This window comes from Sphingomonas faeni (assembly GCF_040407565.1).
GTDB classification, from domain to species: Bacteria; Pseudomonadota; Alphaproteobacteria; order Sphingomonadales; family Sphingomonadaceae; genus Sphingomonas; species Sphingomonas faeni_F.
Genome location: NZ_JAPZPR010000008.1, coordinates 235,581 through 249,785 on the forward strand (window position 1 = coordinate 235,581; position 14,205 = coordinate 249,785).

Annotated in this window: 13 protein-coding genes; 3 read left to right on the top strand and 10 right to left on the bottom strand. The window is 67.6% G+C overall.

Translation table 11 applies throughout. From position 1 onward, the window contains the following. Nucleotides 1–145: 145 nt before the first annotated feature. The 6 genes from O6Y00_RS17515 to O6Y00_RS17540 all read right to left on the bottom strand — a co-directional run bounded on the left by O6Y00_RS17515 (nt 146) and on the right by O6Y00_RS17540 (nt 6,417). Nucleotides 146–559: a DUF3035 domain-containing protein gene (locus tag O6Y00_RS17515; RefSeq protein ID WP_353443843.1), complete on the bottom strand. Its 414-nt coding sequence runs from the start codon at nt 557–559 to the stop codon at nt 146–148. Continuing rightward, nucleotides 552–1,055 (bottom strand): signal peptidase II, encoded by a 504-nt coding sequence (gene lspA, locus O6Y00_RS17520; protein WP_353443844.1) that lies wholly within the window; start codon nt 1,053–1,055, stop codon nt 552–554. The genes O6Y00_RS17515 and lspA overlap by 8 nt, the downstream gene beginning before the upstream one ends. Then, on the bottom strand, nt 1,048–4,026 hold the full coding sequence (locus O6Y00_RS17525; RefSeq protein WP_353443845.1) for an isoleucine--tRNA ligase: 2,979 nt from the start codon (nt 4,024–4,026) through the stop codon (nt 1,048–1,050). The genes lspA and O6Y00_RS17525 overlap by 8 nt, the downstream gene beginning before the upstream one ends. Nucleotides 4,027–4,192: 166 nt before the next feature. Continuing rightward, entirely contained in the window at nt 4,193–5,116 is a 924-nt protein-coding gene (locus tag O6Y00_RS17530) for a bifunctional riboflavin kinase/FAD synthetase (protein ID WP_353443846.1), read from the bottom strand. Nucleotides 5,117–5,236: 120 nt separating this feature from the next. Beyond that, entirely contained in the window at nt 5,237–5,701 is a 465-nt protein-coding gene (locus O6Y00_RS17535; protein WP_353443847.1) for a dihydrofolate reductase, read from the bottom strand. A 197-nt stretch (nt 5,702–5,898) separates the two neighbouring features. Continuing rightward, the gene (locus O6Y00_RS17540; RefSeq protein WP_353443848.1) at nt 5,899–6,417 is read right to left on the bottom strand and encodes a hemerythrin domain-containing protein; all 519 of its coding nucleotides are present in this window, start codon (nt 6,415–6,417) and stop codon (nt 5,899–5,901) included. Nucleotides 6,418–6,628: 211 nt separating this feature from the next. On the opposite strand from O6Y00_RS17540, the gene O6Y00_RS17545 reads away from it, so the two are divergent. Further along, nucleotides 6,629–7,888: an MFS transporter gene (locus tag O6Y00_RS17545; protein ID WP_353443849.1), complete on the top strand. Its 1,260-nt coding sequence runs from the start codon at nt 6,629–6,631 to the stop codon at nt 7,886–7,888. Nucleotides 7,889–7,947: 59 nt separating this feature from the next. On the opposite strand, the gene rsmD is transcribed toward O6Y00_RS17545, so the two are convergent. Together rsmD and O6Y00_RS17555 are read right to left on the bottom strand one after the other, a co-directional pair. After that, nucleotides 7,948–8,484 (bottom strand): 16S rRNA (guanine(966)-N(2))-methyltransferase RsmD, encoded by a 537-nt coding sequence (gene rsmD / locus O6Y00_RS17550; RefSeq protein ID WP_353443850.1) that lies wholly within the window; start codon nt 8,482–8,484, stop codon nt 7,948–7,950. Next, nucleotides 8,484–10,100, bottom strand: coding sequence for a pseudouridine synthase (locus O6Y00_RS17555; protein ID WP_353443851.1), 1,617 nt, complete (start codon nt 10,098–10,100; stop codon nt 8,484–8,486). The genes rsmD and O6Y00_RS17555 overlap by 1 nt, the downstream gene beginning before the upstream one ends. 119 nt (nt 10,101–10,219) lie before the next feature. On the opposite strand from O6Y00_RS17555, the gene O6Y00_RS17560 reads away from it, so the two are divergent. Both O6Y00_RS17560 and O6Y00_RS17565 read left to right on the top strand, forming a co-directional pair. Continuing rightward, on the top strand, nt 10,220–10,651 hold the full coding sequence (locus O6Y00_RS17560; RefSeq protein ID WP_353443852.1) for a response regulator: 432 nt from the start codon (nt 10,220–10,222) through the stop codon (nt 10,649–10,651). A 72-nt stretch (nt 10,652–10,723) separates the two neighbouring features. Continuing rightward, nucleotides 10,724–12,073 carry an AmpG family muropeptide MFS transporter gene (locus tag O6Y00_RS17565; protein ID WP_353443862.1) on the top strand — a complete coding sequence of 450 codons (1,350 nt, stop codon included), beginning with the start codon at nt 10,724–10,726 and terminating at the stop codon, nt 12,071–12,073. A gap of 9 nt (nt 12,074–12,082) precedes the next feature. Here the strand turns inward: O6Y00_RS17565 and O6Y00_RS17570 are convergent, their stop codons facing one another. After that, nucleotides 12,083–12,547, bottom strand: coding sequence for a DUF6628 family protein (locus tag O6Y00_RS17570; RefSeq protein ID WP_353443853.1), 465 nt, complete (start codon nt 12,545–12,547; stop codon nt 12,083–12,085). 68 nt (nt 12,548–12,615) lie between these two features. Continuing rightward, nucleotides 12,616–13,935: a bifunctional folylpolyglutamate synthase/dihydrofolate synthase gene (locus tag O6Y00_RS17575; RefSeq protein ID WP_353443854.1), complete on the bottom strand. Its 1,320-nt coding sequence runs from the start codon at nt 13,933–13,935 to the stop codon at nt 12,616–12,618. Between the last annotated feature and the right edge of the window lie 270 nt (nt 13,936–14,205).

Genomic DNA, 14,205 nt, shown 5'->3' on the forward strand with positions numbered 1-14,205 from the left:
CCCAGGGGCCAGAGTCGCAGGCGTTCCGCTCATGGCTCTGGATCCTGACTTTCGTCAGGATGACGGGGCGGCGGAACGAGACCGGCGGATACGAAAAGGGCGGCCCCGCGAGGAGCCGCCCTTTTTCGTGCGTCGGGAGCGGCGATCAGTTCGTCTTGGCGCGTGCGTCCTGGCCGTCGCCTTCGGGGGCGGCGACGATGTCGCGCGTGGTGGTGCCCTTGTCGATCACCGTAGTGCCCGGATCACCGACGCTCGAGCGGATGCCGGGATCGTCCGCATCGGCGCCCGCATCGTTGACGACGCCGGTCTCGGCCGGGCTGCGCGCGGCGGTGCCGCCGAACAGTGCGTCAAGCGTCTGCGCATTGGCGGCGGTGTCCTGCGGGCGGGCGGCGCCGGGCTGCGGCGGGACCAGCGCGAAGTCGGGCGGGATAACGAGCGGCGCTTGGCGCGCGACGGCGAACTCGTCCGGGCGTGCGCGATCGAGGCTACGGCCTGCCCCGCAACCCGAGAGCAGCACGACGCAGGTGAGGCCGGCGGCCAGGGGTACGAACTTACGCATGGGAATTCTCCACAGGGGGCTTCTCGCGCACGAGGAGCGCCCGAACAAGCAGGACGAGCACGCCGACAGTAATCGCTGCATCGGCGACATTGAAGACCAAAAACGGACGCCATTCGCCGATATGCAGGTCGCAGAAATCGACCACATAACCGAGCCGGATCCGGTCGAGGATATTGCCGATCGCACCGCCGAGCACGAAGCCCAAGGCGACCTGGTCGGCGGGGTTCTTCTCGCGCGTCATCCACACCGCGACGCCGACCGCGATCGCGCCCGTCAGCAGCACCAGCGCCCAGCGGGTCAGGTGGCCGTCGGCGGGGAGCAGACCGAGCGAGATGCCGATGTTGGGGACGAAACGCAGGTCGAAGAACGAGGCGATCGTCTGCGAATCGCCGAGCGAGTCGATCCCGAGCGGCTTGGTCACCGCCCATTTGCTGATCTGGTCGGCGAGGAAGAGGGCGGCAGCGGCGGCGAACCCGGCCTTGGGCAGGTTACGCATCGGCCACTACCTCTTCGCATCGATTGCAGAGGTCGCCGTCGACGCTCACCTCGGGAAGGTGGCGCCAGCAGCGGCCGCATTTGTGGAAGTCGGTGCGCGTCACGGTGACCGCGTCGCCCGGCGTGACCTTGGCGACGATGAAGGCTTCCGCCAATTCCGCAGCTTCAATCGGCGCTAAAGGCGACATCGATTTGATCGTGACCTCTGCCTCCAAACTCGAACGCACGGTCTTTTCGCGACGCATTGGTTCGATGGCTTCGGTAACCGTTTCGCGAAGTGTGCGGATCTGCGTCCACTTCTTCCCGACTTCGACGCCATCCTCCACCTCGGGCAGCGACGGCCATTCGAGGTAGTGCACCGAGCTGTCGTTGTTGGGGAAGCGCGACTGCCACACTTCCTCCGCGGTGAAGCACAGCACCGGCGCGGCGTAGCGGACCAGCGCGTGGAACAGCACGTCGAGGACGGTGCGGTACGACCGGCGCTTGATGTCGCTCGGCGCGTCGCAATAGAGCGAGTCCTTGCGGATATCGAAGAAGAACGCGGACAGGTCCTCGTTCGCGAAGTCGGTCAGCAGGCGGGTGTAGCGGTTGAACTCGTAGGCTTCGGCCGCCTGGCGCAGTTCGGTGTCGATCATGCCGAGGCGGTGGAGCACGTAGCGCTCGAGCTCGGGCATGTCGGACACGGCGACGCGCTCCGATTCGTCGAAGTCTTCGAGCGCGCCGAGCATGTAGCGGAACGTGTTGCGCAGCTTCCGATACGCGTCGGAGGCGGTGGCGAGCACTTCCTTGCCGATCTTCACGTCGTCGAAATAGTCGGTCGAGGCGACCCACATGCGCAGGATGTCCGCGCCGGACTCGCCGATGATCTTGAGCGGATCGACGACGTTGCCGAGCGACTTCGACATCTTCCGGCCTTGGCCGTCGAGCGCGAAGCCGTGGGTGAGGACCGCGTCATAGGGCGCGAGACCGCGCGTGCCGCAGCTTTCGAGCAGCGACGACTGGAACCAGCCGCGATGCTGGTCCGAGCCTTCGAGGTAGAGATTGGCGCGGGTGCCTTCGCCATAGCGCGCCTCGACGGTGAAGACGTGCGTGCAGCCGGAGTCGAACCAGACGTCGAGGATGTCCTTCACGACCTCATAGTCGGCGAGGTCGTAGTCGGGGCCGAGCAGCGCCTGGTGGCCGTCGGCATACCATGCGTCCGCGCCGTTCTCGCGGAAGGCCTCGACGATGCGGGCGTTCACGACGGGGTCGTTGAGGTATTGGCCGGTGGCGCGGTCGACGAACAGCGCGATCGGCACGCCCCAGGCGCGCTGGCGCGAGATGACCCAGTCGGGACGGCCCTGCACCATCGACGTGATCCGGTTTTCCGCGCGCGCGGGGATCCAGGTGGTCGCCGCGATCGCGTCGAGCGCGATTTCGCGGAGGGTAGCGCCGTTGCCGCTCTCTACTCCCCTCCCGCTTGCGGGAGGGGTTGGGGGAGGGGAGGCGTCCAGCGCAGCATTTGCGGCACTGCCCTCCCCTAACCCCTCCCGCAGGCGGGAGGGGGACTCTGTGTCGCTCCGGTCCATCGGGATGAACCATTGCGGGGTCGCGCGGAAGATCACCTTGGCCTTCGAGCGCCACGAATGCGGGTAGCTGTGCTTGAAGTCGTCGCTCGCCGCGAGCAACGCACCAGTCTCGCGCAGGTCCGAGCAGATCGGCCCGTCCGCGCTCACGAACTTCTTGTTGATGACGCTGCCCTGGCCGCCGAGCCACGTCCAGTCGGTGCGGTACATCCCCGCGCCGTCGATCGCGAAGACCGGGTCGATTCCGTATTGCTTGCAGAGTTCGAAATCGTCCTCGCCGTGGTCCGGCGCCATGTGGACGAGCCCGGTGCCGGCGTCGGTCGTGACGAACTCGCCGGGGAGGAACGGGCGCGGTTTCGCGAAGAACCCGCCGAGTGCGTGCATTGGGTGGCGGGCGGTGGCGTCGGCGAGGTCCGAGCCCTTCCCGCGCCAAAGGATGGCAGCGCCACCCTCCGCTCCGTCACCCCGGCGGAGGCCGGGGCCCACCTCACCGCGGTCTCCCTCGTTGGTACGTGGGTCCCGGCTTCCGCCGGGATGACGGACGGTACGGGCCAAAAAGCTGTCGATCAGCGCCTCTGCGATCAGGTATCGACGATCGCCGTCCGCCAGCAGCACATACTCGATCTCAGGCCCATAGCTCAGCGCCTGGTTCACCGGGATCGTCCACGGCGTCGTCGTCCAGATCACCGCATAGGCGCCGACCAGTTCCGGCGCATTCGGCGCAGAGTCGATCTCGAACGCGACGTCGATCTGCGTGGAGACGATGTCCTCATACTCGACCTCGGCTTCGGCGAGCGCGGTCTTTTCGACCGGCGACCACATCACCGGCTTGGCGCCGCGGTACAGCTGGCCGCTCTCGGCGAACTTGAGCAGCTCGCCGACGATCGCGGCCTCGGCCTCGTACTTCATCGTCAGGTACGGATCGGCCCAGTCGCCCATCACGCCGAGGCGCTCGAACTCGGCCTTCTGCACGGCCACCCATTTCTCGGCATAGGCGCGGCATTCGGCGCGGAACTGGTCGACCGGCACGTCGTCCTTGTTGAGCTTCTTCGCGCGATACGCTTCCTCGACCTTCCACTCGATCGGCAGGCCGTGGCAGTCCCAGCCGGGGACGTACGGCGCGTCCTTGCCCATCAGCGACTGCGAGCGGACGATGATGTCCTTCAGGACCTTGTTCATCGCGTGGCCCATGTGGATGTCGCCGTTCGCGTAGGGCGGGCCGTCGTGCAGGATGAACCGCTCGCGCCCGAGCCGCTGTTCGCGCAACCGGTCGTAGATCCCAAGCTTCGCCCAGCGCTCCAGGATTGCCGGCTCCTTCGCGGCGAGGCCCGCCTTCATCGGGAAGTCGGTCTTCGGCAGGAAGACGGTATCGCGGTAATCGCGGGCGGGCGCAGGGGTATCGGTCATAAGTGGGCCGGGCTGTAGCCGGTCGCGCGGCGTGTTGCCATCCCTGTCCCGCTCTTGCTCGCCTCCCTGAAAGGGAGGGGCTGGGGGTGGGTTGGTTCGGCATTGCCGTCACGTCCGCCAACCGGCCGACCCATCCCCAACCCCTCCCTTTCAGGGAGGGGGGAAGTCAGCCGAGGATCGCGCGGGCACGAGCACAGTCGGAGTCCATCTGCGTCGTCAGGGCTTCGAGACTGTCGAACTTCGCTTCCGGCCGGAGGTACTCGACCAGCGATACCTCGACGCGACGGCCGTACAGATCCTCCGAGAAGTCGAAGAAATACGGCTCGAGCAATTCCTTCGGCGGATTGAAGCTTGGGCGGATGCCGAGGTTTGCCGCGCCCTTCAGCACGCGGCCGTCCTCCAGTCGCCCGGTCACCGCATAGATCCCGTACGCAGGTCGGAGGTAATTGCCCATGTCGAGATTGGCGGTCGGATAGCCGATCGTGCGGCCCAGCTTGTCGCCGTGCTGCACCACGCCCTCGATCGCGAACGGCCGCGTGAGCAGTCGCGTCGCGGTCGCCATGTCGCCGCTGCGCAAGGCGTCGCGGATGCGCGTGGACGAGACGGTCTCGCCGTTCAGCGCGACCGCGCCGACGGTCTCCGCGCGGAACCCGTGGACCGGGCCGCGCGAGGCGAGCGTATGGACGGTGCCGGCTTTGCCCTTGCCAAAGGTGAAGTCCTCGCCCGTGACGACGCCGCCGATGCGGAGATTATCCTCGAGCCGCTGGGCGATGAATTCCTCGGCGGTCAGCGCGGCGAGATCGCCGTCGAAATGGAACACGACCATCGCGTCGGCGCCGGCCTCCGCGAACAGCCGCTCGCGCTGGTCGAGCGTGGTCAGGCGGAACGGCGCGGTGTCGGGGCGAAAATGCCGCACCGGGTGCGGATCGAACGTCGCCACCAGCGCGGGGCGGCCTTCGGCTTTGGCCCAGGCGATCGCGCGCGCGACCACTGCCTGGTGACCAAGGTGGAATCCATCGAAATTGCCCAGCGCGACGATTCCGTTCGCAAGCTGCGAAGGAATGGGCGCGCCGCCGTCGAGCCGCTGCATGGAGGCGGGCTATAGGGAGGGTGGAAGAGCGGCGCTACACCTCTTGTCACCTCGCGCAACTCGTTCTCCCGCGAAGGCGGGAGTCCAGTCTGGGCTCCCGCCTTCGCGGGAGAACACGTCTCAGGGGCGGGTGAGGGTGACGAAGCTATAAGCGGGCCGTTGCTTTTCGCCTGGGTGGTCCTCGCGGGCGATCTCGCGCCAGCCCTCAAACGCGGGGACGACGGCGTCGCCTTCGGGTTCGTCATGGACTTCGGTCAGTTCGATCCGGTCCACATGGGGGAGCAACTCCGCATAGATCTGTGCGCCGCCGATGACCGCGACGTCGTCTCCCGCCATTGCCAGCGCCTCCTCTACCGAATGCGCGACCTCGGCGCCTGGAGCTGTCCATCCTCCCCGCGTCAGGACGATATGCCGGCGGCCGGGAAGGGGGCTTGGGAAGCTCTCGAACGTCTTGCGCCCCATCACCATCGGCTTGCCCATCGTCAGCGCCTTGAAGCGCTTGAGGTCCGCGGGGATACGCCAAGGGAGTTGCCCGTCGCGACCAATGACTCCGTTGCTGGCGCGGGCGAGGTAGAAGGTGATCATGGTTGAGCCATGCCGGATTGAGCGGCTGAGGGCTACTCTCGGTTTTGGCCCCGAAACTAGATCAGAGCACCTCCCCGGCGAAGGCCGGGGTCCAGTTGGGAAACGTTGCTGATTGCGCGCTGCGCCCTGTAACTTCGGCCTTTCCAACTGGGCCCCGGCCTTCGCCGGGGAGGTCGAGCCTGAGGACATGCGCGATTTCAACCCGCCGCATGTTCCTTCACATACGCCTCGGGATCCTTGTCGACGACCTTCACCCCGTTCAGGTGGTTCGCCTCGAACGCCGCAAATCGCACGCCCAGTTCATGCCGTTCCTCCAGCGTCGCGTGCTTGCGGAAATCGGTCAGGCCCTGGCGTTCTTCCTCCGCCAGGTGATCGCTGTTCGCCTTGTTGCATTCACCGACCGCCGCGAACCACGCGTCCGACCCGACCGGATGCTTGTCGACCGCCTCGCCGGTGTCGCGGATGTCGTTGTGGTCCTCGATCGCGTCTTCGGTCTCCTCCGCGGCCGATTCGGCGTCGTTGCCGCCGGTGCCGATCTTCATCAACCGCGGGTAGAAGAAGCGCTCCTCGGCCTCGGCATGCGCGTCGAGCAGGTTCTTGAGGCGAGTCCACAACGCCGACAGCGCCTCGGTGTCCTTCGCGTCGATCGAATCGATCTGTGCGAACAGTGCCCGCTGCTGCGCGTGTTCGTCGAGGATGAGTTGGGTGATGTCCATGATGGGCCTTCCGAATAGGTTCGGACGGTCAACCGGGCGCAGCGGCGCTGGTTCCTATTGCGATTCGCTCTCTGAACGGTGTGCCGCGATACTCGGTGGTCGGGCTTGCCGCTCGCGGTAAGCGCTTTCGATCGCGACTGGCGATCGCGACTCGCGCCTTCACTGCATGGTGCGGGCTAGGCAGCGTCGTTGAAAAACGACATTGAAGGCCATGACGACGCTCGCCTCCCATCGCCGCATCCTCGCCGCCAGCCTGGTCGGCACCGCGGTCGAGTTCTACGATTTCTATATCTACGCGACCGCCGCGGCGTTGGTGTTCGGACCGCTGTTCTTCTCGGGACAGTCGGCATCGGCGCAATTGCTGCTGAGCTACGCGACGTTCGGGCTCGCCTTCGTCGCGCGGCCGGTCGGGGCGATCGTGTTCGGGCATTTCGGCGACCGGATCGGGCGGAAGTCGACATTGGTCGCATCGCTGTTGCTGATGGGCGGATCGACCGTCGGGATCGCGTTCCTGCCGACTTATGCACAGGTCGGCTGGATCGCACCCGCGCTGCTGTGCCTGATGCGGTTGGGGCAAGGGCTTGGGCTTGGCGGCGAATGGGGCGGTGCGGCGCTCCTCGCAGTCGAGAACGCGCCGCCGCACCGCAGGAACACCTGGGGCATGTTCCCGCCGCTCGGCGCGCCGGTCGGGTTCCTGGCGGCGAACGGGCTGTTCCTGGTGATCGGACTGTTGCTCGACGATGCGCAGTTCCTGGCCTGGGGTTGGCGTATCCCCTTCCTGTTGAGCGCGATCCTGGTCGGGCTGGGGCTCTGGGTACGCCTGAAGCTGACCGAGACGCCTGCGTTTCTCGAAGCCGAGCGTACCGAGGCGTTGCCAAAGGTGCCGATCGTGACATTGTTGACGGAGCACCTGCGCGCGACGCTGGCGGGGACGTTCGGGGTCATCGCGTGTTTTGCGTTGTTCTACCTCGCGACCGCGTTTGCGCTTGGTTACGGCACCAAGACGCTTGGCTATTCGCGCGGGGCGTTCCTTGGCGTCGAACTGGTTGCGATCTGGTTTCTAGCCGGCGGCGTGATCGTCGCGAGCGTGCTGGCCGATCGCCATTCCGCCGCGCGGATGCTCGCGATCGGGTTTGCCGGCTGCATCGGCGTCGGCGCGCTGATGGGGCCGATGCTCGGCTCGGGATCGCTGTTCACGGTGTGGCTATGGCTGTCGGGCGCGCTGTTCGTGATGGGGTTCGCCTACGGGCCACTCGGCGGCTGGCTGCCGAGCCTGTTTCCCGCGGGGGTGCGCTACACCGGCGTGTCGATGACGTTCAATCTGGGCGGGGTGCTGGGCGGTGCGCTCGCGCCGATCGTTGCGGAGGCGCTGGCACCGCATGGGTTGTGGCTGGTCGGTGGGTACCTGATGGCGGCCGGCGTGCTGAGCCTTGGCGGGCTGCTGATCCTCGGCCGGACTCGCGAGCAGTAGAGTGTTCTCCCGCGAAGGCGGGAGCCCAGTCTGGGCTCCCGCCTTCGCGGGAGAACAATTTAGGCGGGACGGAGAAGTGTCAGCCGTGCCTTGCCGTGGACCCTCGTAGCGTCGACTTCGAAGCCGGGGAGTTCGACGATTTCGGCCTTTGCGGTCTCCAGGCTGATCCACGTCGCGGGCCCGACCCAGCCCAGCCGCGACAGCTTGTCGAGCGCGACCAGTCCGGCGCCGGTGCTGTACGGCGGGTCCATCAGGATCACGTCGAGCGGCGCCGATGCTGGCCCGAGCGCCATCACCGAGGTCGCGCGAACGTCCCCGCGAATCTCGAGCTTGGCGAGGTTGGCCTTGAGCGCATCGACCGCCAGCTTGTCCGATTCGACGAACATGCACGTCGCCGCACCGCGCGAGAGCGCCTCGATCCCGAGAGCGCCCGAGCCTGCGAAAAGATCGGCCACTGCCAGACCTTCGAAGCTGCCGACGCGACTGGTCAGCATCGAGAACAACGTCTCGCGCATCCGGTCGGCGGTCGGGCGGGTGGTGTCACCCTTGGGTGCGGCGATCTGGCGACCGCGATACTGCCCTGCGATGATCCGCATCAGCGCTTCCCTCCACGTGGCGCACGGGGCGCCTTGGGCGGATGCCCGCGTCCGCCCGATGGACCCTTGCCAGGTGCAGCCGGCCGACTGCCACGCTCTGGCCGGGCAGGACCCTCCGAGCGCATCGGCCGCGGCTCGGCGCCGGGCCGACCCTGCGCGCTACGCGCGGCGCGCTTGTCGAGCGCACCGCGTACCCGCGAATCGTCGGCCTGAGGGCGGAAACCGCGTTGCGGTTCCTGGCGTTGCGCCGTGCTCGCGCGGGGCGCCGCAGTACCGGCTGACGTGCGAGGCGACGCCGTGGCAGCAGCGCCGACGCGCGACGGTGCGGCACGATCGCGCGGCGGCTTGGCAGCACGGAAATGCTTGATCTTTGGGCTGGTGCTCAGCTCTTCGCCACGATCCGCGCGCTCCTGCCGCACATACGGCTTGGACGTGTCGCCTGCGGTAGGCCGGGCATGATGCGCACCCGCCGGCCGCGCGGGATTGCGCACATCGGGCCGTGCCCAGGGATCGTTGACGTCGCCGCGTTGCATCGCCGCGGTCGGGCGGATCCGCTCGGGGCGGGCAGGGCGCACCGGACGTGCCGCCGGCGCCGCGCCGCTGGAGAAGCCCGAGCTTGCTGGGGCCGCGTACGGCGTGCGGGCCGGTGCCGAACGCGCGCCCGGCGCCGGTCGTGCGCTGGGCGTCGGGCGAGGCGCATTGCTGCCACGCTGCGACGAGCGGGTGCCGATCCCGGCCCCGGCGCCGGCACTCGCGCTGATGCCGATGTTCGCGCGCGCGCCCGGACCCTCGGGCTTGCCCTTCGCCAGCTCTTTCTGGAACGCGACGACGTCGTGCTGGAGGACTTCGCCGATCTGGCCGGGCGGCAGTTCGCCGAGGATGAACGGGCCGTAGCGTGTGCGGATCAGCCGCGAGACCTGCAACCCGAGATGCTCGAGCACGCGGCGGACTTCGCGGTTCTTGCCCTCGGTCAGAATCATCTCGATCCAGACGTTCGCCCCGGTGCGCCGCTCGATATTGGCGTTGATCGAGCCGTAGCGCACGCCCTCGATCTCGATCCCCTCGATCAGCTCGTCGAGCTGCTGCTGCGTGATGTTGCCGTAGGCGCGCGCACGATAGGCACGCTCGACGCCGGTCGCGGGCAATTCGAGCTGGCGCTTGAGTCCCCCGTCGGTGGTCATCAGCAACAGCCCCTCGGTGTTGAGATCGAGGCGGCCGACCGGCACCAGGCGCGGCAGGTCCTGCGGCAGGCGGTCGTAGATCGTCGTGCGCCCCGCCGGATCGCGCTCGGTGACGAGCAGCCCGGTCGGCTTGTGGTACAGGAACAGCCGCGCCGAACTCGGCGCCTCGACCGGGTCGCCGTCGACCGTCACGCCGTTGAGATTGCGCAGGATCGTCGCGGGCGTATCCAGCGTGGAGCCGTTGAGCGCGACGCGGCCCTCGGTGATCATACGTTCGATATCGCGGCGCGAGGCGATCCCGGCGCGCGCGAGCAGCTTGGCGATGCGGTCGCCCTTGATCGGTGCGGCGGGCGTTCCCGGAGCGGTTTCGGAGGAGGTTGCAGGCGCGTCGTTCGACGGGCTGGCAGTCGGGTTATCGTCTTTTGAAGTCGTCATGGCGCGGCTGATACTATGGATCGTCTCGAAGCGCGAAATATTTGCGACCGTTCGCGATTCGAAGCGTTAAGACACGCGAGCGTAACGACCTTTCGTTCGCGTTCGGGGGCCCTGCGGCAATGTTGTTCGGGAAGAAGAAGCGGCAGATCGTCCGGCTCCTCGTGGTCGAGGACGAACCGCTGGTCGCGTTCGATACCGAATATTTCCTGACCGACGCGAACTTCACGATCGTCGCGACGATCGACCGGGTGGCCGAGGCGCTGCCGATCCTGGCAAGCGACACGGTGATCGACCTGGTGCTTGTCGATGTGAACCTCGCGGATGGATCGGGCATTGACGTCGCACGCGCGGCACAGGATCGCGGCGTGCCGGTGATGTTCGTGACGGGAAGCTGCCCGGTCGAGGCGACCACGCTCGCCGCCGGCTGCATGGCGAAGCCCTACGCGCCACGTGACCTGATCGCGGCGATCGAGGCGATCGAAGCAATGCTGGGTGGCAGCAAGCCGAAGCGTATCCCTTCCGGGTTCACCCTGTTCCCGGCGAGCGTCTAGCCGCTGGCATAAGGCGGGTTTCACGCTAGGGTCGCGCCGATAACTAGCGACAGAGCGGGGATCGTGACGCGTATGGACCGGACAGCGGCGACTAAGGCCGATCATGGGGGCAGCTGGATCGACGGCATTCGCCCCTATTTCGAAAAGGCGCCGCTCGCTGCGTTCTTCCTCGGTGTGTCCTCCGGTTTCCCCTACGCGATGATTGGCGCGACGTTGACCAGCCGCCTTGCGCAGGACGGGCTCGACAAGAAGACGATCACCGCGTTCACGCTCGGCTTCCTCGTCTATAACCTGAAGCCGTTATGGGCGTGGATGATCGACGGCGTCCGGCTGCCGGTCCTGGGGCGGCTGGGGCAGCGTGTGTCGTGGCTGGTGTTTGCCGGCCTGCTCGTGATGGCCGCGGTCGTGAATCTGGCGTTGGTCGACCCGGCGTCGAACATCTCCGCGACCGTCGTGGCCGCCATTCTGGTCGGGATTGCCGGCGCAACCTTCGATATCGTCATCGATGCGTACCGGATCGAGCAGCTGAAGCCGTATCAGCTCGGCGTCGGATCGGGCATGACGCAATATGGCTGGCGGATCGGCTCGGTCGCGGCGGGTGGTCTGGCGCTGGTGCTGGCCGCGCGGATCGGCTGGAGCGGCGCCTATATGGCCTGCGCGCTGTTCGCGTTGCCGGCGATGCTGACCGGATTGCTGATGGGCGAACCGGAACGCCACCGCGAGCCCACCTCGAAGCGCGGCATGAGCGAGATCGCCGCCTCGATTGTCGGGCCCTTTGCCGAGTTCTTCCGGCGCGAAGGCGCGGCGATCATCCTGATCTTCATCCTGATCCACAAGATCGGCGACACGCTCGGCCAGATCGTGCTTCGGCTGATGCTTAACGACAATGGCTTCTCCAACGACGAGATCGCGATCTACGATGTCGGCGTCGGCTTCTGGGCGTATCTGATCGGCATCTTCGTCGGCGGTGCGCTGTATGCGCGGCTGGGGCTGAAGCGATCGGTGTTGATCAGCCTCGTGCTGATGGCCGTCTCCAACGGCAGCTTCGCGCTGCTGGCGGGGGTCGGCCACAGCAATGCCGGGCTGGCCGGCGCGATCGCGTTCGAGAACATTGCCAGCGGGATCGGCGGCGTGACCGTGATCGCGTATTTCTCCGCGCTCTGCGACCTACGCTTCACCGCCGCGCAATATGCGCTGATCTCGGCGGCCGCGAGCGTCGTCGGGCGCCTGCTGACTGCAACGACGGCCGGCACGCTGGTCGAGCGCTTCGGTTATGTCGACTTCTACTGGCTCACCGTGGTCGTCGCGTTGCCCGGCGTCGTGATGTTCTGGTGGATGAGCCGAACGGGGCTGATCGACCGGTCGATTGGCAGCGCGGGTGTCGAAGGCAAGGGCGACGCCCGCGCTGGCGACGCAGCGTGAGCGCCGCGTTTACAGCGTGACCGGTCGCCCCTCGTCGGCAAAGGCGGCGGCGACGGCTGCGGCGCTGGCCAGCACGCCGTCGACGCGACGGACGCCGAGCAGATCGGCCATCAGATAGCGCGCGGTCTCCGGCGCGGTCTCGACGCGCGCAAGGATCGACAGCATCGCCGCCTCGGCGGGCGTCATCCGCGCGCAGCAGCATGGCGCGATCGCGATTGTGCCCGACGACGTGCCGGCGAGGTCCGCCATCAACGCGCGGAGCAGCACGAGCGGGCGGCGGAAACTCTGTCCGAACGCGGTGAACATCGTGTGCGATGCGCGGGCGTCGGCAAGCCCGTGCGCGCCCATCCGCCGCATCGCGAACAGTGCGATGCGGGCGTTCTCACAGGCCGGCAGCGCGTGGGGCAGCAGCGACGTTGCCGTTGCGAGATCGCTCTTCGGCGGGTGGCTGGAGGTGGGGCGGGTATCGGTCATTTACGCGACTCCGTGGTGGTGTCACCAAGGTCGCGCGTTCGTTATTGATAGTCAATAGCAACAAGGTATCAGTCAGGCGGTTGGTCGTTCGCCGCGAGCACTTCACCGGCAAGGTAGAGCGAGCCGGCGATCAGGACGAGGTTGGGCCGGTCCCCGTGCGCTGCGATCAAATCGAGTGCGTTGGCCGGATCTGCCGAGATTTCCGCGGTCTTGCCGAAGCTTTGCGCAAGCGTTGTAAGCGTCTCCGGTGCGTGATGCGGGTGGCCGGGGACGGGAACCGCGATGACGTGCCCGACCGACGGTGACAGGATGCGGATTACGGCGTCCGCATCCTTGTTCGCGAGCATGCCCAGGATCAGCGTTACCGGGCGTCCCTTTGCGAGCGTCCTCAGCGCGCGCGCGACCGGTTGCGCGGCGTTGGGATTGTGCGCGCCGTCGAGCCACAGTTCGCTGCCGTCGGGCAACCGTCCGAGCAGGGGGCCGTCGGACAGGCGCTGCATCCTGGCCGGCCAGTGTGCCCAGTCGGCGGCGGCGCGCATCGCAGCTTCGGGGATGTGCAGCGCGCCTTGGTGACGGAGCATGGCGATAGCGAGCGCGAGGTTGCGAGACTGATGCGCGCCGACGAGCCGGGGCCGGTTGGTGACGACCGAAAAGCCGGTGTCTTCGTAGCGGACGGTCGAGCGCGCGGTTTCGCTGGTCCAGGCGGTGCCGCGGGCGAACACCGGCGCGTCGGCGGCATCGGCAACCGCGGCGATCTTCGCGCGGAGGGCCTTGGGATAATCCATCGTGACCAGCGGCACGCCGGGCTTGGCGATGCCCGCCTTCTCGCCGGCGATCTCTAGCAGCGTGTCGCCGAGGAACGACTGGTGGTCGATGCCGAGCGCGGCGATGCCGGTGACGACCGGGTTGGGAATAACGTTGGTCGCATCGAGCCTGCCGCCGAGGCCGACTTCGACGATCGTCGCGGCGGCGGGTGTGCGGGCGAAGGCGAGGAACGCGGCGGCGGTGGTGACTTCGAAGAAGCTCGCCTGGAGGTCGGCGGCGTGGTCGAGCACTTCCGACAACAAGGCGGCGAGCAGGTCGTCTTCGATCAGTTTGCCCGCGAGGCGGATGCGTTCGTTGAAGCGGACGAGGTGCGGAGAGGAATAGACGTGGACGCTGAGCCCGGCGGCCTCGATCGCGGCGCGGAGGAAGGCGCAGGTCGAGCCCTTGCCGTTGGTGCCGGCGACGTGGAACACCGGGGGGAGGTTGAGGTGGGGGTCGCCGAGGCGGGCCAGCAGCGCTGTGATGCGTTCGAGGCCGAGGATGTCTGCGCCGGGCGACAGCGCGGTCAGCCGGTCGAGCTGCGCTTGAACTGCGGGGGAGGAGGACACGGCGTGATCGGGCATTCTAGGCTCCCTCTCCCCTCCGGGGAGAGGGCTGGGGTGAGGGGCTGTACCGGGGCGCGGCGCTGCTGGGCTGGCCCCCCCCCCCCCCCCCCCCCCCCCGGGGGGGGGGGGGGGGGGGGCCCCCCCCCCCCCCCGCCGGGATACAACGTGACGGTGCCGGCGGGGTTGTGCGGGGCCTGTCCGGGGGCTGGCCACTGTGTTCTCCCCCCGTCGCTATAGAGTTTTCGGCGTTGAGCAGTCCACGGGGGGGCTTTGCCGGGCTAGAGTTCC